Annotated in this window: 13 protein-coding genes and 1 pseudogene; 6 read left to right on the top strand and 8 right to left on the bottom strand. The window is 65.7% G+C overall.

The features are described from left to right. Positions 1-34: 34 nt before the first annotated feature. From G3W89_RS25160 to G3W89_RS33400, 7 genes are all read right to left on the bottom strand, one after another. Entirely contained in the window at positions 35-1,276 is a 1,242-nt protein-coding gene (locus G3W89_RS25160) for a pyridoxal phosphate-dependent decarboxylase family protein (protein ID WP_162576704.1), read from the bottom strand. 8 nt (positions 1,277-1,284) lie between these two features. Further along, a complete protein-coding gene (locus G3W89_RS25155; RefSeq protein ID WP_162576703.1) occupies positions 1,285-2,097 on the bottom strand; it encodes an ABC transporter permease in 813 nt (270 codons plus the stop codon). Further along, positions 2,094-2,918, bottom strand: coding sequence for an ABC transporter ATP-binding protein (locus tag G3W89_RS25150; RefSeq protein WP_162576702.1), 825 nt, complete (start codon positions 2,916-2,918; stop codon positions 2,094-2,096). Before G3W89_RS25150 ends, G3W89_RS25155 begins: the two co-directional genes overlap by 4 nt. Positions 2,919-2,923: 5 nt before the next feature. Next, positions 2,924-3,967 (bottom strand): taurine ABC transporter substrate-binding protein, encoded by a 1,044-nt coding sequence (locus tag G3W89_RS25145; RefSeq protein WP_162576701.1) that lies wholly within the window; start codon positions 3,965-3,967, stop codon positions 2,924-2,926. Positions 3,968-4,086: 119 nt separating this feature from the next. Further along, positions 4,087-4,794: a GntR family transcriptional regulator gene (locus G3W89_RS25140; protein ID WP_162576700.1), complete on the bottom strand. Its 708-nt coding sequence runs from the start codon at positions 4,792-4,794 to the stop codon at positions 4,087-4,089. A gap of 225 nt (positions 4,795-5,019) precedes the next feature. Further along, the gene (locus tag G3W89_RS25135) at positions 5,020-6,057 is read right to left on the bottom strand and encodes an alpha/beta fold hydrolase (protein WP_162576699.1); all 1,038 of its coding nucleotides are present in this window, start codon (positions 6,055-6,057) and stop codon (positions 5,020-5,022) included. Between the two features lie 1,133 nt (positions 6,058-7,190). Next, positions 7,191-7,349: a hypothetical protein gene (locus G3W89_RS33400; protein ID WP_232076741.1), complete on the bottom strand. Its 159-nt coding sequence runs from the start codon at positions 7,347-7,349 to the stop codon at positions 7,191-7,193. A 31-nt stretch (positions 7,350-7,380) separates the two neighbouring features. Between G3W89_RS33400 and G3W89_RS25130 the strand changes: the two genes are divergently transcribed. The 6 genes from G3W89_RS25130 (at position 7,381) to G3W89_RS25105 (ending at position 20,818) form a co-directional block, all read left to right on the top strand. Further along, on the top strand, positions 7,381-7,740 hold the full coding sequence (locus G3W89_RS25130) for a nitroreductase family protein (RefSeq protein WP_232076739.1): 360 nt from the start codon (positions 7,381-7,383) through the stop codon (positions 7,738-7,740). Between the two features lie 287 nt (positions 7,741-8,027). Further along, on the top strand, positions 8,028-17,489 hold the full coding sequence (locus tag G3W89_RS25125) for a two-partner secretion domain-containing protein (protein WP_162576697.1): 9,462 nt from the start codon (positions 8,028-8,030) through the stop codon (positions 17,487-17,489). A 9-nt stretch (positions 17,490-17,498) separates the two neighbouring features. After that, entirely contained in the window at positions 17,499-17,900 is a 402-nt protein-coding gene (locus tag G3W89_RS25120) for a hypothetical protein (RefSeq protein WP_162576696.1), read from the top strand. Between the two features lie 472 nt (positions 17,901-18,372). After that, on the top strand, positions 18,373-19,311 hold the full coding sequence (locus G3W89_RS25115; RefSeq protein WP_162576695.1) for a PoNe immunity protein domain-containing protein: 939 nt from the start codon (positions 18,373-18,375) through the stop codon (positions 19,309-19,311). Positions 19,312-19,437: 126 nt separating this feature from the next. Further along, the gene (locus tag G3W89_RS25110) at positions 19,438-20,409 is read left to right on the top strand and encodes a DNA/RNA non-specific endonuclease (protein WP_197893582.1); all 972 of its coding nucleotides are present in this window, start codon (positions 19,438-19,440) and stop codon (positions 20,407-20,409) included. A gap of 4 nt (positions 20,410-20,413) precedes the next feature. Next, on the top strand, positions 20,414-20,818 hold the full coding sequence (locus G3W89_RS25105) for a hypothetical protein (RefSeq protein ID WP_162576694.1): 405 nt from the start codon (positions 20,414-20,416) through the stop codon (positions 20,816-20,818). A gap of 202 nt (positions 20,819-21,020) precedes the next feature. Here the strand turns inward: G3W89_RS25105 and G3W89_RS25100 are convergent. Beyond that, a pseudogene (locus tag G3W89_RS25100) lies at positions 21,021-21,470 on the bottom strand (AMP-binding enzyme); the annotation flags it as partial. Between the last annotated feature and the right edge of the window lie 19 nt (positions 21,471-21,489).

Raw genomic sequence — 21,489 nt, 5'->3', positions numbered from 1 at the left:
GCACTCGAGCGCGCGGCCGGCGACGACACTGGCCTCAGTAGTGTGCGGGCATCGTGCTCGAAGCGCCGCGGGCCTGTGTGGACGGGTCCGCCAGAACGTCGGCCATATCCGAAAGATACCGTCCCAGCACCGGCTCGTGCGTCAGGTTGAGCATGTGATGGATGCCCGGCGGATCGTTGACGTAGCCTACGGTCCATCCACGCGCACCCATCCCCTTGCCGATGGCTGCCATGTCGCGCTGCGGCGAACCGAAGGCGAAGATCGACAGCTCGGGCTTCCCGATGGTGGGCAAGCCGAGTGCGTCCAGTCCCGCCTGCAGGGTCCGCCTGACGTTCAGAACGCGCTGCGCGACGCGCAGGTAACCGTCCTTGCCGAGGTAGTTCATGACAGCCCATGCGGCAGCGATGGCGCCGCCGGCGCGCGTGCCCACCAAGGTGTGCGTGAAGTACTGGCCGCGCGGCCAGTTGTCGAAGGCGTAGCCCATCAGCGCGAACGAAGCGGGGTCGGCAAAGAAGAGCGTCGAGGCGCCCTTGGCGGTGTAGCCGTACTTGTGAAGGTCGGCGGATATCGAGGTCACGCCATCGACCGCAAAATCGAAGTCGGGGATATCGGCGCCGAGTTCCCGCGCGAACGGTGCGAAATAGCCGCCCACGCAGGCGTCGACGTGCATCCAGGTGCCGTGTTCCCGGGCCAGCGCGGCAAGCTCGGAGATCGGATCGACCACGCCGTGCGGGAAGGAGGGCGCCGAGCCGACGATCATCGCGGTGTTGGGCGTCAGCGCCGCGCGCATCGCATCCAGGTCGGCGCGGAAGTCTTTTCCCAGCGGTGTGCGCACGGGCTCCAGGCCGAGAAAGTGCGCGGCCTTGTCGAAGGCCGGGTGTGCACTGCGGGGCATCAGGATCTGGGCCTTTCCCAGGCCGGGGCGGGATGCCAGTGCGCGGTCTCGTGCGCATTTCACGGCGAGGAAGATGCTCTCGGTGCCGCCGGTGGTCATCGCGCCGCGCGCCTCGGGCCCGCCGTGCAGCAGGCCCAGGCCCATGGCGACCACGTCCTTCTCGAACCTGTCGAGACTGGCGAAGGCGCGGGGGCCCAATCCGTTCTCCGAGAAGAACATCAGGTACGCCTTCTTGGCGACCTCGAGCACGTCGTCGCCGGCATAGTGAATGAACATCGGCAGGCGGCCGCCGCGCCAGTCGGCGTCTTGGCGTGCGGCTTGTTCCATCTCGCGCTGGAGATCGTCCCAGGCAATGCCGTGGTCAGGGAGTCGGGTGTGCATGTCGGACCTCATCCTTCGCGGCCGCCCCAGTGGACGACCTTGTTCTCGAGCGCGCGCGCCAGAAGGTCGAGCGCATAGCCCAGCACGGCCATGATCAGCGCGCCGACGAGCACGACGTTGGTGAGCAGAAAATCCGACGCCGACATTGCCATGTAGGCGATGCCCGCGTTGGTGGCGATCATCTCGGCGCCCACCAGCATCGTGACGCCGATGCCGATGCTCACGCGGATGCTGGTGAAGATGCCCGGAAGGCTGGCCGGGAAGATCACGCGGCGGAAGATCATGGCGCGCGAGGCGCCGAGCGCCATGGCGGCCTGCACCTTGCGCACACCCACGCCGCGCACGGCCTGCATCGCGCTGATCGAGAGGATCGGAAAGAGCGCCAGCACGATGATCACGATCTTCGCGACCTCCCCGATGCCGAACCAGATGATCAGCAGCGGCAGCAGCGCAAGCTTGGGAACCGGGCGGGAGATCTCGATCGGCGGGTCGAGCACGGCCTTGACCGTCTCGTTCATGCCCATCCACAAGCCCAGCGGCACGGCGACCAGCACTGTCAGCACGAAGGCCAGGCCGAACCGGAACAGGCTGATGCCGACGTGGTGCGCGAGCGTCTTGCCCTGGTAGCCGTTCTGCATGAGTTGCAGGAAGCTCTGCCACACCGAGACCGGTGAGGGGAGGAACAACGGTGCCACCAGCGGCTTGCCTTGCACCAGCGGTGCCGTGATGAGGAACCACAACAACAGCAGCACGGCGAACGAGGCGAGATTGATCCAGCGCATGCGGCCCTTGCGCGCGCCGGGAGACGACACCGCGCTCATCGCAAGTGCTCCTTGCTCTCCTGCTGCTGGGCCGTCAGTGCCTCTTCGCGCAGCAGGCCGAAGATCTCGGCCTTCATGCGCGCGAACTCCGGGCTCGTGACCACCGCCGGGTCGGCGCTTTGCGCGAAGGGTGGCCGGAAGCTCGCCTTGATGCGTCCCGGCCGCGCCGACATCACGACGATGTGCGTGGCAAGGAACAGCGCCTCGTCGATGCTGTGGGTGATCCACAGCACGGTCTTGCGGGTCTCGTGCCAGATGCGGCGGATTTCTTCCTGCAGCAGTTCGCGCGTCTGCGCGTCGAGCGCGGCAAAGGGCTCGTCCATCAGCAGGATCTCCGGGTCGTTGGCGAGCGCGCGCGCGATGCCCACGCGCTGCTGCATGCCGCCGGAGAGTTCGTACGGATAGCGCCTGGCAAAGCCGGTGAGCCCCACCATCTCGAGGTACCGGGCGGCGATACGTGCTGCTTCGTCCGCCGACTTGCCGGTGGCCAACGGACCGAATGCCACGTTGTCGCGCACGCTCATCCAGGTGAAGAGCGCGCCCTGCTGGAACACCACGCCGCGCCGCGGATCGGGCCCGCGCACCGGCATCGCATCCATCAGCGCCTGGCCCGTGGTCGGCTGCTCGAAGCCTGCGAGGATGTTGAGCAGCGTGCTCTTGCCGCAGCCCGAAGGCCCGAGCAGGCAGGTGAACTCGCCTTCGGCGATGTCGAGCGAGATCGGCTCCAGGGCCTGCACGGCATCGGCACCCACGCCGAAGCACTTGCTGACCTGCTCGAAGCGGACCTTGGGGGAGCGGTTCTCGTGGTCTGCTGCCGCCATGCCGGTCAACTGGCCATCTTGGCGACAAAGCTCGAGTCGACGAGCCCGCCCACGTCCTTGGGCATGGCCGAGATCTGGCCGGACTCGAACAGGAACTGCGCCTGCGTCTGCAGCGTCTTGAGCACGCCGGTGTCCTTCTCGCCGGGCTTGCCCATCCAGCGGCTGCTGAGCTGCTCGCTGGCAGGCACGGGGTAGAAGGTGTTGAGCGAGCGCATCACGGTGGCCTCGTCGACGTTGAGGAACTTGGTCATCGTCTCGACCGCGTCCTTGGGGTCCTGCTTGAAGCTGCGCGCGATCTGCTCGTAGTCCTTGAGGAAGGCGAGCACCAGGTCCGGCGACTTCTGCTTGAACTCGTCGCGCACCAGCAGCCCGTCGAAGATCACCAGGTTCTTCTGGTTCAGGTCGCCGGTCTTGAAGATGATCTTGCCCCCGTCCTCCGTGAGGCGAGGCAGCACGGGCACCCAGATGTAGCTCGCGTCGATCTCTCGGCGCTGCCAGGCGGAGGCGATCTGGTCCGCGCGCATGTTGATGAGCTGCACGTCGCCCAGGCCCAGCCCCGCGAACTTGAGCGCTGCCACCGCCGCGAAATGCACCGAGGTGTTGAAGGGCAGGCCGATCTTCTTGCCCTTGAGGCCGGCCACGTCGGTGATGCCCGAATTGCCCTGGACCACCAGGCATTCGCTGTCGACGATGTTCTTGTAGATGTACACCATCGACGCCTTGAGGCCGTTGGCGTAGCCCACCATCATCGGGCTCGACCCGATGTTGCACATGTCCAGGCTCCCGCCGGCCATGGCCGAGATCACCTCGGAGCCCGCGCGTACGGTGACGAAATCGCTGCTGACGCCTTGCCCGAAGGTCTTGGCCGACATGTTCTTCGCGCGGATGTAGTTCTGTGCGTCGATCGCTCCGAAGGTCCCGAGCTTGACCGAGCGAGCCTGCGCGAATGCGGCCGTCGATGCGCCGAGGAGCGCCCCACCCGCGGACGAGGCGAGCAGCATGTGAGCGGCCGTGAGGTGGAACTCGCGGCGAGAGAGATTCAGCTTCATGAGGACGGCCCTTCCTGGATGGCGAAGAAAGCGGAGCCGCCTTGCGGCGGGTCTGGCCGGCAGTTTAGGCGCGCTTAAATATATTCAATATGCTCCAAAACCCGCCCTCGGAGCAAATCTCAGGGCTTGAGTAGCCGGATCAGGTAGCGCGAGCCATGCGTCAGGTCGTCGCGCATCGCTTGGCCGAGCGCATCGCCGTCGCGGCGGCGCAGCGCGTCGACGGCAACCAGATGCGTCTCGTGGCCCGTGAGGCTTCCGCAGTACTGGGGAAACAGCAGGTTGAGCGTAGGCCCGACGCGAAGCCACAGTCCCTCGATGATGCGGACGAGGATGGGCTGGCCGGAGGCCCGATATATCGAAAGGTGGAAGTCCGTGTTTTTCACGAGCGTCTGGTGCGCATCGCCTGCCTGTATCGCTGCAAGGTGCGACTGCATCACCGCGTCGAGCCGATCGATTTCCTCGTTCGAGATCCGAGGCGCGGCTTCCTTGGCAGCGAGGCTTTCGAGTTCCATGCGGATCTTGAGGATCTCGCGGTAGGTCTCGATGCCCAGGCGTGGCACACGGAGGATGCGCCCGTTGACGACCTCGAGTCCCTGCTCCACGACCAGCCGTTGTACCGCCTCGCGAACGGGCGTCAGGCTGACGCCGAATTCCTCCGCCACGCCGCGCACGGTCAGCACCTGCTCGGGCAGGAGGGCCCCGGTCATCAGTGCATGGCGAAGCTTCTGGTATGCCTGGCCGGTCAGCGTTTCTGCGCGCGTGTCGGTGCCTGCAGGCTTGGCCGCACGGGCGGGCAGGCGGCGTGACGTGGTATGCGGCTTGGGCATGGGGGTGAGACGGGAGCAGCCGGAGGGCGTCTGAATATACTCTGAGGCGCCGATCACCGGACGCAGTCTCGACCAACTGCGCCTTGCCGCCATCGATCCGCGCGCGCAGCGCGATGCGACTGCCGCGATGCTCGATGCGGGCGTCGAGATGATCGGAAAGCCGCGCTGCACAAGGACTCCTATGCCTGTCGATCGAGTCGAAGCTGCGCGGGAATCGCAGGGCCATCAGAGGCGTGTCACATCCGCCACTGCGGCTGCAAAGGCCTCGGGCGCCTCCTGCGGAAGGTTGTGCCCCACACCGCCGCTGATGAGCCGGTGCTCGTAGCGCCCCGAGAACTTCTTCGCATAGGCACTCGGTTCTGGATGCGGTGCGCCGTTGGCATCGCCTTCGAGGGTGATGGTCGGCACGGCAATGAGAGGGCCTTGCGCAAGCCGCGCCTCCAGGTCGTCATACCTGGCCTCGCCCGCGGCCAGGCCCAGCCGCCAGCGGTAGTTGTGGACCACGATGCTCACGTGGTCAGGGTTCTCGAATGCACTGGCGCTGCGCTCGAAGGTCGCGGCATCGAAGGCCCATTTCGGCGACGCGGTCTGCCAGATCAGCCTGGCGAACTCTTGCCGGTTCTTCTCGTAGCCCAGTCGGCCCCTTTCGGTGGCGAGGTAGTACTGGTACCACCATTGCAACTCCGCCTGCGGCGACAGGGGAAGCTTGCCCGCTTGCTGGCTGCCGATCAGGTAGCCACTGACGGACACCAGGGCCGTCACGCGCGCGGGCCACAGCGCCGCCATGATGCAGGCGGTTCGCGCGCCCCAATCGCAACCTGCAATGGTGGCCTGTTCGATCTTCAGGGCGCCCATCAGGGCCATTATGTCGGCAGCGATGGCGGCCTGCTGGCCGTTGCGGACGGAAGCCTCCGAGAGGAAGCGGGTCCCTCCGTATCCGCGCAGGTGCGGGACGATCACCCGGCGCCCCGCCGCGGCGAGGAACGGGGCGACATCGACATAGGTGTGAATGTCGTAGGGCCAGCCGTGCAGAAGAATCACCGGTGCTCCGTCAGCGGGGCCGGCTTCGAAGTACTCCACGTCGAGCACTCCTGCTTCGATGCGCTTCAGGGGCCCGAGCCGTTGCAGCGGCGATGCAAGGCGCGTTTCTCGAGAAGCCACGGCTTGCGCCAGGGCCGACTGCGCTGTGAGTTGGGAAGCCGCAACGCCGAGCGCCGCGGCACCCAGGAACGAGCGCCTCGGCAGGAGGAATGCATCTGGCATGTGAGTGTCCTTGTATGAGATTGACGGGGGTTGGAGCTGCCGTGCCGGGACTGGCCGGAAGTCTTCAGTGCAGGTGCGGCGTGGATACCGGCTGCTGTGCCTGTGCGAACGGCATGGCGAGGCCATCCCCGACGATCAGCAGCGCTGCCTCGATGATTCGAGTGGCTTTCATGGGGTCTTCTTCTGTTCGGCTGTGGCGATGGATGAATTGGAGAGGGTGCGTGTATCGACGGTGTGTCGAAGCGGTGGACGATCTGCATTCCGGTGTATTCGCGCAGCCCTGAGACACAGTCGCGTACAAATCGAAGGAAGCGTGCGCCTTACCCGGGACAGCTCCAGCGCGCGGCTTGCGAGTTCACAGGCGTGTCACAGGGGCGCCAGAGAATGCACTGCAGGTAGCTCTCGCACATGCAACGCTCCATTCAAAATAGTCTCGCAGTCGCAGTCGCAGTCCTGCTCTCGCTCGCTGGGGTTCTTCCATCCGCCCATGCGCAAGACGCCGTCAACGCACGGGACGCCCCCAGCGACGGCGCCGTTGTATTTGCGAACGATGGAACGTGGCCGGCGTGGCAAGACAAGAGCTCCACTACGAGCACGAGCACGAGCACGACAGTCGAGGCCGAGTCCGAGGCAAGTCAGGGCGGCGCGATCCTGAATCCGTTCTCGCGCCCAGCCGATATAACTGCCTCTTCGCCTCCGTTCGCGCCGGCTGCTGCGATCGCCGCGCTGCCTCCGGCTCCGCCCGATTCCGATTCCGCGACGAGCGTCACACTCTTGGCGATCGCGGCCGGCGCAGTCGTGGCGGGCTTCGCGCTGCATCGCTTCAAACCGCCGCGTCCGGCTGCTCCATCAGGAGCGGCGGCAGCGGCGGATTGGCGCAGGCGATGCAGGACATGGTGTCGCTCGCGCAGGCCTCGCTGGAGAACGTGATGGAGGCGCCTGAACGCGGCGATTTCAGGTCCGTCGAGCATCCCCCACCGATCGCAGGATCAGGACGGTGGGGCGCGTTGCGCAGCGAAGTAAAGGAGGAGGCGGCCGCAGGCTGCCGGGGGACATGAGCGGAGCAACGTGCCCCGCCGGCCTGATCCCGCCCCCCGACGCCTCGCATCCCCATCGAACGATGTCCGCGCCCGCTATTCAGGCTGAAAGACCTTCGCCTTCAACAGTGCCTCGAAGCGCGTACCTTCCTTGTCGACCAGCGCACGGAACTGCTGGGGCGTGCTGTACTTCGTTTCGTTGCCAGAGCGTTGCAGGGCCTCGATCAGCGAAGGGTCCGACAGCGCCGTCTTCATCCGCCGGCTACCGCTTTACGGCGCTGTGGGCGTGCCTCGTGGCGACAAGGAGGGATATGCGCGCCAGACCCTGGAGAACTTCCGTCTGTTCGGCGCGCCGCACGTGGCCATCCTCACCAGCGACCCGGGCCTGGGTCCCTATGGCGCAGTCGACGTCGGCGGCTACGTGCAGGTGCTGTTGCTCGCCATGCAGGCACACGGCCTGGCCGCGATCGCGCAGGCCGCGCCGGCCAACTACAGCGCGCTGGTGAAGCATGAGCTCGAGATCCCGCAGGAGCGCCTGATGGTCTGTGGCGTGTCTTTCGGCTACGAAGACACCGAACATCCCGCCAACAGTTACCGCACCTCGCGCGCGCAGCTCGCCCAGGCGGTCCGCTTCGTCGACGCATGAAGCGAGCGTCGGGCCTTGGGGCTCGCCTGACCAACTGTCAAAGGCGTGTGACCTCGAGACGGGGGGGCGTCGTGCTGACGCGCCAGCGCAAGAAGCCCACGCGCGTGGCTGCGTATTCGACGACGACAATCTGATTCTTTCTGGCGCCGCTTCTGATATTTCGGAGGTGCGCTGCAGAATCCGGCCCTTTCAAAAAGAACAAGGGTCGATGTGATGAATACCAGGGAGGCTTCGGGCCTGCGGCTCGGAGGAAGACGCGCGCGCCAGACGCAGGTGCGGGTGGTGGCGTGAACAAGCAGCTTCACAGGATCGTCTTCAACGCCGCGCGCGGCCTGCGCATGGTGGTGCAGGAGACGGCTCGCGGCACGGGCAAGGCCAGCGGCACGACATCCGCCCCTATCGGTACTGCGCTTGCGAGCCTGCTGGTCGCCACGGCCGCACAAGCGCAGATCGTCGGCGCACCGGGAGTGGCGCCGGGCCTCAGGCCCACCGTGCTGGTCGCACCGAATGGCGTGCCGGTGGTCAACATCCAGACGCCTTCGCCCGCCGGCGTCTCTCGCAACCTCTACCACCGGTTCGACGTCCAGTCCCGAGGCGTCATCCTCAACAACAGCCGCACCGATGTGCAGACGCAGTTGGGCGGCCGGGTGCAGGCCAACCCCTTCCTCGCGACCGGCCCGGCACGCATCATCCTCAACGAGGTCACGAGCGGCAACCCCACGCAGCTGCGTGGGGCCATCGAGGTGGGCGGGCAGCGCGCCGAGGTGATCGTGGCCAATCCGGCGGGGATCGCCGTGGATGGCACCACCTTCATCAACGCGAGCCGCGCCACGCTCACCACCGGCGCCCCGCAGCTCAATGCGGCAGGCGGGCTGGACGGCTACGTGGTGCGCGGCGGCAGCGTCACCATCGACGGGGCGGGCCTGGATGCGAGCAGCACCGACTACGCGGCCATCCTCGCACGCGCCATCAAGGTCAACGCGGCGCTCTGGGCCAACGAGCTCAAGGTCGTCACAGGCGCCAACGAGGTCTCGGCCGACCAGACGCAGATCAGTGCGACCACCGGTACAGGCAAGGCGCCCGGCTTCGCACTCGATGTCGCGCTGCTCGGAGGCATGTACGCCAACAAGATCTTCCTGATCGGCAGGGAGGCGGGCGTCGGCGCGCGCAACGCCGGCACCATCATGGCCGCGGATGGTTCGGGTCCGCTCTCCGGCCCGGGCGAGTTCGTCATCACCGCAGCCGGGCGGCTGGAGAACATCGGGACGATCCAGGCCGCGCGCCGCGCCGCCATCGAGGCCGACAGCGTCGCCAACAGCGGGCGCATCGCGAGCGGCGGGGAACTCAGGATCGCCACGCAAGGGCCGCTCGCCAATGCGGGCACATTGGAAGCGCAGAGCCTGCAGCTTGCGAGCGCCAGCGACATCGACAACCGCGGCGGCACGATGCGCCAGACCCGCGGGGTGGGCCTGACGATCAAGGCGCCGATCCTGAGCAACACCGCTGGCGGTGTGATCGGAGTGGAGCCGACGCCGCAGGCGCCCGCGCAGCCAGGCACGAGGACAGACACCGGTAGCACCGGCGTCTCCGGCCCGGCAACGCCGGCCACGGGCATCGAGACCGGCACGGGCAGCAGCGCTGGCGGCAGTGGCAGTGGCAGTGGCAGTGGCAGTGGCAGTGGCAGCGCCAACGCTAACGCTAACGCTAACGGCAGCGGCAGCCGCACGACCGCCACGCCGAGCTACATGCCCGCGCCCGGCACCATCACCGCCGCCGGCAGCGTGCTCAACGACAGCGGGCACATCTACGCGGGCGGCGCCATCCAGCTGCAGACCCCGCAGCTCAACAACAACGATGGCTCCATTGCCGCGACGAGCCTCGCGGCCAGCGGAGCGAGCTTCAGCAACGCAGGCGGCACCGTGAACGTCGCCCAGGGCTTCAGCGCCAACGTCGATCGCTTCGACAACACCGGCGGCACGCTGCGCGCAGGCAGCCTGCAGATCGCAAGCGCGAGCGCGGGCGACCTGATCAACACGGACGGCACGCTCGAGAGCAGCGGCGATGCGAACATCACCGCGAGCGGCTCGATCGACAACACCCGAGGCAGCATCACCGCAGCGGGCGCATTCACGGGCAACGCCGGCGGCGCCATCAACAACACTGCCGGCGTGCTGATGGCCCACCAGGGCGTGGCCCTCGGCGCGCAGTCGCTGGACAACAGCCAGGGCAGCATCCAGTCGGCCACGGCGCACACGCGGCTCACCGTGGCGCAGCAGCTGCTCAATGCTCACGGCTCGATCGGCGCTGCGACAGATCTGGCCATCCAGGCCGGCAGCCTGAGCAACAGCGGCAGCCTGCGCGCTGGCAACGACACTGCCATCGGCGTCACGGGTGCTCTCGCCAACGACGGCAGCCTCACCGCCGGGCGCAGCACAACGGTCACCGCGGGCAGCCTGCAAGGCACGGGCACGCTCGGCGCGGGCATCCAGGCCGACGGCAGGCTCGGCAGCGCAGGAGATCTGCGCGTGACCACCACCGGGGCACTGGCGGCCAACGGCACCAACCTCGCCGCGGGCGATGCCACGCTGCAGGGCGCGAGCATCGATCTGTCCTCCAGCAGCACCAGCGCAGCCAACATCACGCTCGGTGCGATACAGGGCAACGTCACCACCAGCGGCGCGACGATCGCCACACCCGGCACGCTGAGCGTGACGGCCAACAACCACGGCAACCAGACGCTCGTCAACCAGCGCGGCAAGCTCAACGCAGGCCAACTGAGCCTGAGCCTCTCCAACCTCGCCAACACCGAAGGCGGCGAGATCGTGCAGACCGGCATGGGCGCCACCACCATCGCCACCTCGGGCGCTCTCGACAACACCCGCGGGCGCATCGCCACGAACGGACAGGACCTGAGCCTCTCGGGCGCCAGCCTCACCAGCACCGGCGGCAAGATCGAGCATGCAGGCACCGGCACCCTGGCCATCGCTGGCGGCAACTACAGCGGCAGCAGCGGCGAGATCACCGGCAATGGCGCGCTCGTCGTCGACGTTGCGGGCAGCTTCAGCCAGGACGGCGGCAGCACCTCCGCCAGGCAGATCACCCTCGATGCCGGCACCTTGAGCAACCAAGGAGGCAGGCTCGTGCAGTCTGGCTCGGCGGAGACGCGCATCACGGTGGCCGGTGCCTTGAACAACAACGCCGGGATCATCGCCGGCAACGGCCATGCCGCCATCACTGCGGGAAGCCTGGCGAACCAGGGCGGCTCGATCCGCGCCGCAGAGACCTCCAACCTCGGCCTCGCAGTCGCCGGGCTGCTGGACAACAGCCATGGCGAGATCGGCGCAGGCGGCAACGTCACGCTCGACGCAGCCAGCGTGAACAACGACATCGGCCGCATCACCGCTGTCGGCCATCTGAGCGCCGCAGTCGCGGGCGCCACCACCAACGTCGGCGGCAGCCTGCAGGCCGGCGGTGCCATCACCCTGCGCAACGCAGGCCTGGACAACAGCAGCGGCAAGGTCTTCGGCCACAGCGTGCGGGTCGACGCCGGCACCGCCGCACTCGACAACCCGCAAGGCACCATCGCAGGTACCACCACGGTCGATGTCAGCTCCGGCGCGCTGAACAACCACGCCGGCCTCGTCCAGTCCGGTGGGGCGATGACCCTCGACACCCACGGCCAGGCATTCACCAACACCAACGCGTCAGCACATGCCAGCGGCCAGGGCGGCATCGCCAGCGGCGGCACGCTCACGCTCGCCAGCGGCGCCCTGGACAACAGCGCCGGCTTCATCGGTGCCGAGGCCATCTTGGCTGCCAGTACCGGCAGCCTCACCAACGCCGGCGGCGGCCTCATCCTCGGCCAGGACAGCGTGGGCATCGACACCCAGGGCGCTGTCTTCGACAACCGCGGCGGCCGGACCCTGGCCGCAGGCGACCTGCGCATCGACACCGTTGCACCGGCAGGAGGCCCTTCCGGCAGCATCGACAACACCGGCGCGCTGATCCGCTCATCGGGCACCACGACCCTCCACACCGGGCATCTCACCAACGCCGCGACCCTGGGCCCCGAGCAGGGCATCGAAGGCAGGAATGTCGCCATCGCCATCGCCATCGCCATCGCCATCGGCACCGGCCCCGCCACCGGCGCGCTGATCAACAAGGCAGGCGCCATCCGCGCCGATCTCGACGCCACCCTCACTGGCAGCGGTGGCATCGACAACACCTCCGGCCTGGTCTCCGCGGGCAACACCCTGCGCATCGTGGACCCGAACGCCGCCAACCCGGCAGCCAAGACCCTGGGCCTGGCCAACACCAGCGGCAAGCTGGTCGCCCACAAGGACCTGGCGATCGATGCCGCCACCTTCAGCGCCGACGGCCAGCTCATCGCCGGTCGGGACCTGAGCATCGCTTTGAACCAGGACATCGTGAACACGGCCGAGCTCGCGGCCAACGGCAACCTCACGTACGCCACCACCGGCGACTTCACCAACCACGCCAAGCTGCTGGCCGGCCAGACGCTCACCGTCTCGGGCCGCAACGTCGAGAACACGGCCGGTGCCGAGATGTCGGGCGTCGACACCATCGTCAACGCGAGGGGCACCCTCACCAACCGCGGCCTGATCGACAGCCAGGGCGACACGCAGATCAACGCGGGTGTCCTCAACAACCTGGGCACCGGGCGCCTCTACGGTGACCGCATCTCCATCGCCGCAGGCACGCTCGACAACACCGCCGAGACCGTCAATGGCATCAATCGATCAGCCAGCATCGCCGCGCGCGAGTCCCTGGACATCGGCGCGCGCACCATTGCCAACCGCGATCGTTCATTGATCTTCAGTGCCGGCGACCTGTTCATCGGCGGTGCCCTGGATGCCAATCGCTACGCCACTGGCCGGGGCGCAACCCTCGACAACCTGAGCGCCGACATCGAATCCCTGGGCAGCATGTCCGTCTCGATGGCGCAGGTCAACAACCGCGACATCCACCTCCAGGTGGCGCAACAGACCACGAAGTCGACCACCTCCCGGCTTGCCACCATGGACGGCAAGTTCTGGGACCGCGCCGACACCTGGGGCGACGACGCCAGCCGCTACGTGTTCCACCGCAACGCTGACGGCTCCGTCGCCGTCGTGGGCCAGGGCTGGGGCATCTGGGACGAGACCCTCGATACCACCCGCGACCAGGCCACCCGCACCGACCCGGCGCGCCTGGTCGCCGGCGGCAATCTCGACGTCAACGGCTTCCTCTACAACCGCGACAGCCAGGTGCTCGCCGGCGGCAGCCTCGCCGCCACGGGCACCAGGAACGAGGCCACCACCGGCACCCAGGCCACGACCACCACCACGTGGGTCACCGGCTACATGGCCAACAAGCCGGGCACCGGGCCCAACAACTTCAATGTGCTGGGGCCCATCACCTCGGCCAGCACCGTCGATGTGGGCGCCTTCCGCTACGAGGGCAACTTCAATGCCACCAGCGGCAAGGCGCCGGATCGCACCGGCAGCAGCGCCAGCGTGGATGCCTATGCCGGCGCTGCCGGTGCTGCCGGGGATGTGGGCGGCAATGCCCGTGCGGGCACCTTGGTCGAGGTACCGGCCAACGTCGGTGCGGTCGTCAAGGCTCTGGGCGGGAGTGCCGGCACGGCCAGCAGCGTGAACGGACCTGATGGCACCCCGTCCATGCAGGCGGGCGGCCCCGGCGGCAATCCGAGATCGTCCACCCCGATGGTCGTGCGCACCAGCACGCCCCAAGCCTCGATCCCCACCGCCAGCCTCTTCAACACGCGCCCCGAGCCGGGCAGCCGCTACCTGGTGGAGACCGATGCACGCTTCGCCGGCTATCGCGCCTGGCTCAGCAGCGACGCCCTGCTGGACAGGCTGGGCCTGAACCCGGACCTCATCCAGAAGCGCCTGGGTGACGGCTTCTACGAGCAGCGGCTCATCCGCGAGCAGATCGCGCAGCTCACGGGCTACCGCTACCTGGACGGCTTCCAGAGCGACGAGGAACAGTACGCCGCGCTGATGAGCGCGGGCGCCACCTTTGCCAGGGAATACGGCCTGCGCCCGGGCATCGCCCTCACGGCCGCGCAGATGGCGCAATTGACCAGCGACATCGTCTGGCTGGTCGAGCAGGACGTGACCCTGCCCGACGGTAGCACCCAGAAGGTGCTGGTGCCGCAGGTGTACGTGCGCGTGCGGCCCGGGGACATCGATGGTTCGGGGGCCTTGCTCAGTGCCGATGCGCTCAGGATCAGGAGCGAAGGAGACGTGACGAACACCGGCACCATCGCCGGGCGCACGCTGGTCGCCATCAATGCCGACACCATCGACCACCTGGGTGGACGCATCAGCGGCGGCAGCGTCGCCCTCGATGCCAGGACGGATCTGAACAGCATCGGCGCCACCATCGATGCGCGCGATGTCCTGTCGATCACCGCCGGGCGCGACATCAACCTCCGCACCACGACCACGACGAGCCAGACCGGGCTCAACAGCAACACCCGCATCGACCGCGTAGCCGGCCTCTATGTGAGCAACCCAAGCGGCACGCTGGTGGCCAGCGCGGGCCATGACGTGAACCTCGTCGGTGCCCTCATCGAGAACAGGGGACCGGGCGGGCTCACCTCGATCAGCGCGAAGAACGACATCCACCTGCAGACCGTGCGCGAGTCCTCGACCCTCGTGGGTGTGGGACTCGACAACAACAGCGCCATGGTGGCGTCCTCCTCGCGCGAGTTGGGGACCGCCATCGTGACCGAGGGCACCACGCTCCTGGGTGCAGGGCGCGACGTCAACGCACGCCAGGCCACGGTGGACGCCGCAAGCGGCCTGTTGAACGTGCAGGCCGGGCGCGACATCCACATCGAATCGGGCCAGCAGCAAGGCGCCGGCAGCTTCTCGATGCAGTGGACCGACAAGGGCAAGGTGAGCCGTACCGCCAACACCTTGAGCGGCCAGCACGACAACAGCACCAGCATCGCAAGCCGCTTCGAAGGCGCACTCGTTGCCTTGAGCGCAAACAACGACATCAGCATCGAAGGCTCGCACATCAGCGGCACGCAAGGCGTGATGCTCGATGCGGCTCGCCTGCTCAACATCGTCGAGGGCCGCAGCACCAGCAGTACCAGCAGTGACTTCGAGCGCAAGCGCTCCAGTCCGATCCACGACCCGGTCTTCATGCAGAACAGGGCTTCGGGCACGGGCATCGACATCGGGAGCGACACCGCAGTCGCCAGCACCCTCACCAGCAGCCGGGGCGGCGTCGTGCTGCGAGGCGGCGCGGTGAACCTGCAGGGCGTGCAGGTTGCAGCCGCCAGGGACATCGCCATCGAAGGCGGCAGCGTGAACATCGCCGCGGCCATCGATCGCAGCGAAGTCCATGGCGAGCAGCGCCGGCGTGGCGGCGACTTCGGGCCCTTGGGCCTGCACGACCTGGGGCATGGCCTGGGGGCGAAGAGCGCGGACGCGCTGGATGCAGAGATCAGCACCCTTGCGCGCACCACCCTCAGTGGTGCCAACGTCGGCATCAGCGCGACGGGTGCAGACGGCAGTGGCGGCGACCTGCACATCGCCGGCACCACCATCGACACGCCCGGCACCCTGGGCCTGAACGCCGGCACCCTGCACCTGGACACGCAGAGCACCGTGGCCACGCTGGACAGCAGCAGCCAGCGCAGGGACTTCTCGTGGCAGCAGCAGGGATCGAGCGGCACGAGCGACGAGACCACGCACTACAACCAGTTCAACGCGGGCACGCTGGTGGTCAACGCCCACCGGGTGCAGGCGGGACTCGGAGCCAGGGACAGCCTCGAGCAGCTCGCCAGGCAGCCGGGCATGGGCTGGATCGCGCAGCTCGACAACGATCCCGGCCTGAGCGGCAAGGTCGATTGGGCCAGGGTCGAGGAGGCGCACCGGAACTGGGATTACCAGCAGCAGGGCCTCACGCCCGAGGGCGCGGCCATCGTGACGCTGGTGGTGTCGTACTTCACGGCGGGGGCGGCATCGGGCATCGGCGCCGGTGCTGGAGCGGCCGTGGGCGGGACGGCCGGCACGGTCGTCGGGGGCGCGGTCACGGCCGGTGTCACGGCGCTGGCGAGCCAGGCAAGCGTCGCGCTGATCAACAACCGCGGGGATGTCGGTGGGGCGCTGAACGACCTGGGGTCGAGTGCCAGCGTCAAGAGCCTGCTGACGGCCATCGTCACGGGTGGGGTGCTCGCGGGGCTGAACCTCGAGCCGACGGGATTGCCCACCGCAGGAGGTGGTGCGCAGCCCGTCATGACGCAGCTGGGGCAGAACCTCACGGCGGGTGCGGCCCGGGCCGTGATCGGCACGGCCATCCATGGCGGCAACTTCGAGGACAACCTCAGGGAGGGGATCAAGGGGGCACTGCTGGACACGGCGGCTGCGCAGGGCGCGAACGCCATCGGCAATCTCACCGCCGACGGCACGCTGGATGACTTCACCAACAAGGTGGCCCACGCGATCGCGGGATGCATGGTGGGTGCGGCAAGAGCGGACCGTGCGAGCGGCTGCGGCGCGGGTGCGCTGGGTGCAGCGATCGGTGAAATCTCGGCGGAGGCTTACGGCCGAAGAGACGACACGGTGCAGTTCGCGGCGATGGTGAGCGGCATTGCTGCGGCCCTCACAGGGGCCGATGCCACTCAGATCAACCTTGCCAGCCAGGCGGGCAGCAACGCAGCCGCCAACAACTTCCTGGCGCACGATGAAAACCAAGCCAGAAAGAAGGCCATCGTCGCTTGCGATGCCGGAGACAAGACCGCCTGTGCGGAACGCGACGCCTGGAACGCCAAGGACAAGGCGCGTGACGAGAGGCTGCGTGCGGCGTGCTACGCCGATGGCGCAAGCAAGCTGTGCGCTGACTGGATTGCCTACGCGAAAGCAGCGGAGGCCACCTACCGAAGCACGCCGGACAACGCAGCGCTGCGTGATGAAATCCGCTTCGGCATGTACTCGGACGCAGCCGAGCGTACCGAGATTCAGCGCCTGATCAACAGCACGCCGCATGCCTCGCCAATGGGGCCAGCCGGTGAAGCAGTCTTCAAGTCACTCGCGAGCCTTGCCCTCGATCTCACGCCGGTTGTTGGTGATATCAAGGGATTCGTCGAGGCCGAGACGCCGTTCGACTACACCCTGGCGGCGATCGGTGCACTCGGCCCGGCAGGCGACGCGGCCAAGGCGCTGGTCAAGGAAGCCAGGGCGCTACTGGAGGCGGGCGACGCGGTCGGCGCCGCTGCGAAAGTGGCGGACGCGCAGAGTTCCATCAGAGCGACCGTGGGCAGCAAGGGAGCGTGGGACACCGCCTTGAACGGCCGACTCAAGCCTGGGGCCGTCTACGAACTGAGCAATGGCCACAAGTACATCACGGATGCGTCTGGGCGCGTCGAGAAGGTCGAGGGCACGTTGTCGCTCGACGCCATGGATCGCAATGGCTATCAGCAATGCCTGGTTGGAAAGTGCGGGGCAGCGAAGGATGAGGGCGGCCATCTGGTTGCGGCCAGTCTGGGCGGGGCGGGTGACAAAATCAACATCGTGCCGCAGGCGTCCACGCTAAACCGCGGCGACTGGCGTGCTATGGAAAACGAGTTCAGAAACGCGCTCAAGGAGGGCCAGACTGTGACGGTAAAAATTGCGGTGGGTTATCCGGCTAGCGGGGGAGCCAGACCGAACGCCTTTTTTGTTGAGGCGAACGTCGGCGGTGTCATCAAACGTTTTCCTTTCACGCAGTAGAGACTAACCATGATTGAATCAGTCGAAGACGCATATCAAGCGATCGCAAAAATTCTTGCGAACAAGGCTTCTCCCGGCTGGAAACTGTTACGTGCCGTCTGCCCTATTCTTAACAAGGGGTGTGGTGGCATTGTGACTGTTCAAACAAGCGTTAACGGCGGAGCTGACGTTCCAATTGGTTGGGACGTCTTTGCGCTGCAAGATGCCTGTCTGTTTCTCCGGGCTGACCTTCTCCGGGCCACCGGCCAGCGCATCTGGGGCTTGACCTTTACGCTGCATGCAGACGGCAAGTTCAATATCGAGTACGACTACAACAAGCCAGCAGGCTACGAGGAAACTGACGAGACCATGGATCTCCCGAAAGGGCTGGAGGACTTGCAAACGCAAGGTGTGCACGCTTCCAAGAAATAGATTCAACCACCCCACTATTCCGGTAGTCGAAAGCTGGGAGAGTACGGCGCACGTCGGCAGCAATGAGGCTGCAAAAAACTACATTAGCCACGCGCCCTTCGATGGCGTGCGCCACATCGTCGCAAAGGAAAGCCCTGGCTGACCGCGCGTGCGGGCTAACTGCACGCAGGCCGATTTCGATCGCATCGACGCGCAGATGCAGCAACTGGATCGCGCGGCTCAGCTTGTGGAGCTCAGCGGGCGCTCAGGGCTGACGACCTGGCAGGCGCTGCGCCGAGCGCATCTTGAGGGCTGTCGACAACAATCCGATCGAGGCCAGGGCCGTTCAAGACGCGATTGATGCTGGCCGCGTTGAGAAATGGGTAGTCCATACCGACCCCGCAGGAGGGACCTCTGTCTGGATTGTCGATGAGGCTGGAAAGATCGCAAAAGCTGATTCAGAGATTGCTAGCAAAGTTCTCGGACGGAAAAGATGGTTAGAGACACACTGACGACAACTGCCTATTGGAATCAATGGGTTGGATTTTTTGAATCATCCATTTCCGACAGCATTCAACGGATTTCCGAACCCTCGAAGAACTTGGCATATCGGCCACAGTATGTTCGAGACTTAGCCTTCATGCACGCGAAGGTCATGTACTACCGCTATTCTCGTGGCGACTCCATCTCAGACCTGGCCCAATACTTCGATCCACTGCTTCTCTACTGGGAAGAGTCGGAACGTCTAGGCAAAGACGTTTGGACATCAGAGCAGAAGCACAAGCGACAATCCTGGTCTGTCAATATCGACCAGTACATCGACTGCTTTTGGTTGATTGGTTTGGCGCTAGCATTGGACATCTCAGAGCCGCAGTGGCGCCGGCTGGTTGTCCTGTGCGGCAATGATGGCGAAGACCAGCTACTGGACAGAATCATTGCAACCAGATCACCGCAACGAAGAATAGGCCGTGCTCTGATTTACCCCAAGCCATATCAACGACTTTTGGGGGCGCTCGACGCATCATCTAGCAAGCAGGCGCTCAGGCTCAGCGACTTTGTCGAACACTGGTACAAAGAGCTAGCTACTGCCGTGAAGTCGGGAAGCTGCGCGCAGGCGTATTCCTCGCAGGTCCCTTATTGGTACAGGTATCACAATCCAATGAAGGGTGCGTACTTCGGCTACTGGTGCATCGAGGCAGTGGCTGCTGTCAAAGCGTTCGGCCTAGACGACAGCCTATGCATTGGGCACCCTCATTATCCTGGCGATCTTCTTCGCCCCGAACAGATCACTGTCCCAGACATGTCGCGGCTCCTGCGCGAGCTCGCGGCAACGATCGGCGCTCCTCCTGAACCGCCGTTCACAGTTGAGCCACGCCACCTCACAAAGTGGGAAGCCCTCAAGATGCTGATCAAGAACAAGCTGCAGTCGTAGCTAGAAAAACCAGGACTGAGGGCGACCTCACCGACACCAGCGCAATAGACATTTCGACCGGCGCGCCAGCGGCGGTAGGGTCAAGCTCGACGCGAAGACGGATCTGAGCAAAATCGCGAGCTATCGATGCGCGACGCAGCGGCTCGCTCAAGCCGGCGCCGCGTTGAGAAACGCGAGAAGCTGCGTGCGGCGTGCTACGCCGATGGCGCAAGCAAGCTGTGCGCTGACTGGATTGCCTACGCGAAGGCAGCGGAGGCCACCTACCGAAGCACGCCGGACAACGCAGCGTTGCGCGATGAAATCCGCTTCGGCATGTACTCGGACGCAGCCGAGCGCACCGAGATTCAGCGCCTGATCAACAGCACGCCGCATGCCTCGCCAATGGGGCCAGCCGGTGAAGCAGTCTTCAAGTCACTCGCGAGCCTTGCCCTCGATCTCACGCCGGTTGTTGGTGATATCAAGGGATTCGTCGAGGCCGAGACGCCGTTCGACTACACCCTGGCGGCGATCGGTGCACTCGGCCCGGCAGGCGACGCGGCCAAGGCGCTGGTCAAGGTAGCCAGGGCGCTACTGGAGGCGGGCGACGCGGTCGGCGCCGCTGCGAAAGTGGCGGACGCGCAGAGTTCCATCAGAGCGACCGTGGGCAGCAAGGGAGCGTGGGACACCGCCTTGAACGGCCGACTCAAGCCTGGGGCCGTCTACGAACTGAGCAATGGCCACAAGTACATCACGGATGCCTCTGGGCGCGTGGAGAAGGTCGAGGGCACGTTGTCGTTGAGTGCGATGGATCGCAATGGTTATCAGCAGTGTGCGACCGGGAAATGTGGAGCAGCCAAGGATGAAGGCGGGCACCTGATTGCTTCCAGCCTGGGAGGTGCAGGTGACAGAATCAACATCGTGCCGCAGGCGTCCACGCTGAACCGCGGCGACTGGCGTGCTATGGAAAACGAGTTCAGAAACGCGCTCAAGGAGGGCAAGACTGTGACGGTCAAGATCGATGTTGTTTATCCAGTTGGCGTAGGAGTCAGGCCAAATGAGTTCAGAGTCATAGCTACCATTGATGGCAAGCAAGTTCCGTATCCACCTTTCAGGCAGTAAACGTATGAAATCAGTAGAAGCGGCTTATCAATTGATAGCGCACACCCTCAGCGCTTGGGCGCAGGGCGGCTGGCGCACCCTCAGGTTCCAGGCGCCGGTTTATCGCGCGACATGCGGAGGAATGCATTTTTCCTTGATTGACGAGCACGGAAATGAGAAAGCTCTCCCTTTCGAGTGGAATGGTGTGGATTGTGTGAATCGCGCCACTCTTTATCTCCGCGACGACCTTATAAAGACTACAGGTCAGCGAATCTGGGGTATGACGTTTACGCTTTATCCCGACGGCAAGTTCAATATCGAATATGACTACAACATGCCTGAGGGCTACGAGGAGACCGATGAGACTGTGGATCTTCTCCAATCACTGGAGGGATTGCAAAAGCAAGGCATCGACGTTTCCAAAAGGTAGTGTCTTTCCCAAAATCCCTGCCGGCAATAGCACGGACGGATCAACCAATGCGTCATCTAAGATGCGTCCGGCAATGAGAGCAACTAACGAACCACAGTTGGATCAAGGTCTGTCGTGGGCCATCCCATCAGAGCGGTGATCTTCTTCGTCCCGATCGCCAACAGGTACTGCTTCGTGACACGCGGAGCGCATTCATACGCGTTTACGGACGTCCCGATCCACTCTCAAAAAGCGGCAGCAACTTCAATCGCTGCACCTTGCTGGAAGGACCTCGCGGCAGTTCCTCGACAAAGCGATAATGCCCCGGCGCCTTGTAGCGCCCGAGCGCGCCCACGCAGTACGCGCGCAGATCCTCCTCGGTGCAGGTGCTGCCCTCGCGCAGGATCACGCAGGCGCCGATCTCCTGCCCGTAGTGGCGGTCGGGCACGCCCACAGCGGCAGCGTCGCGCACGGCAGGATGGGCGAGCAGCGCCTCGTCGATCTCGCGCGGCGCGATATTCTCGCCCCCCTTGATGATCAGTTCCTTGATGCGCCCGGTGACGAAGAAGAAGCCATCGGCATCGCGGTGCCCGAGGTCGCCGGTGCGCAGCCATCCGTCTGGCGTGAAGCTGGCGCGCGTAGCCTCGTCGTTCTTGTAATAGCAGAACCTCACGGCGGGTGCGGCCCGGGCC

Origin of the sequence: Variovorax sp. PBL-H6 (assembly GCF_901827155.1) — a bacterium.
Taxonomy (GTDB): Bacteria; Pseudomonadota; Gammaproteobacteria; order Burkholderiales; family Burkholderiaceae_C; genus Variovorax.
This window is presented reverse-complemented; position numbering and strand designations above follow the sequence as displayed.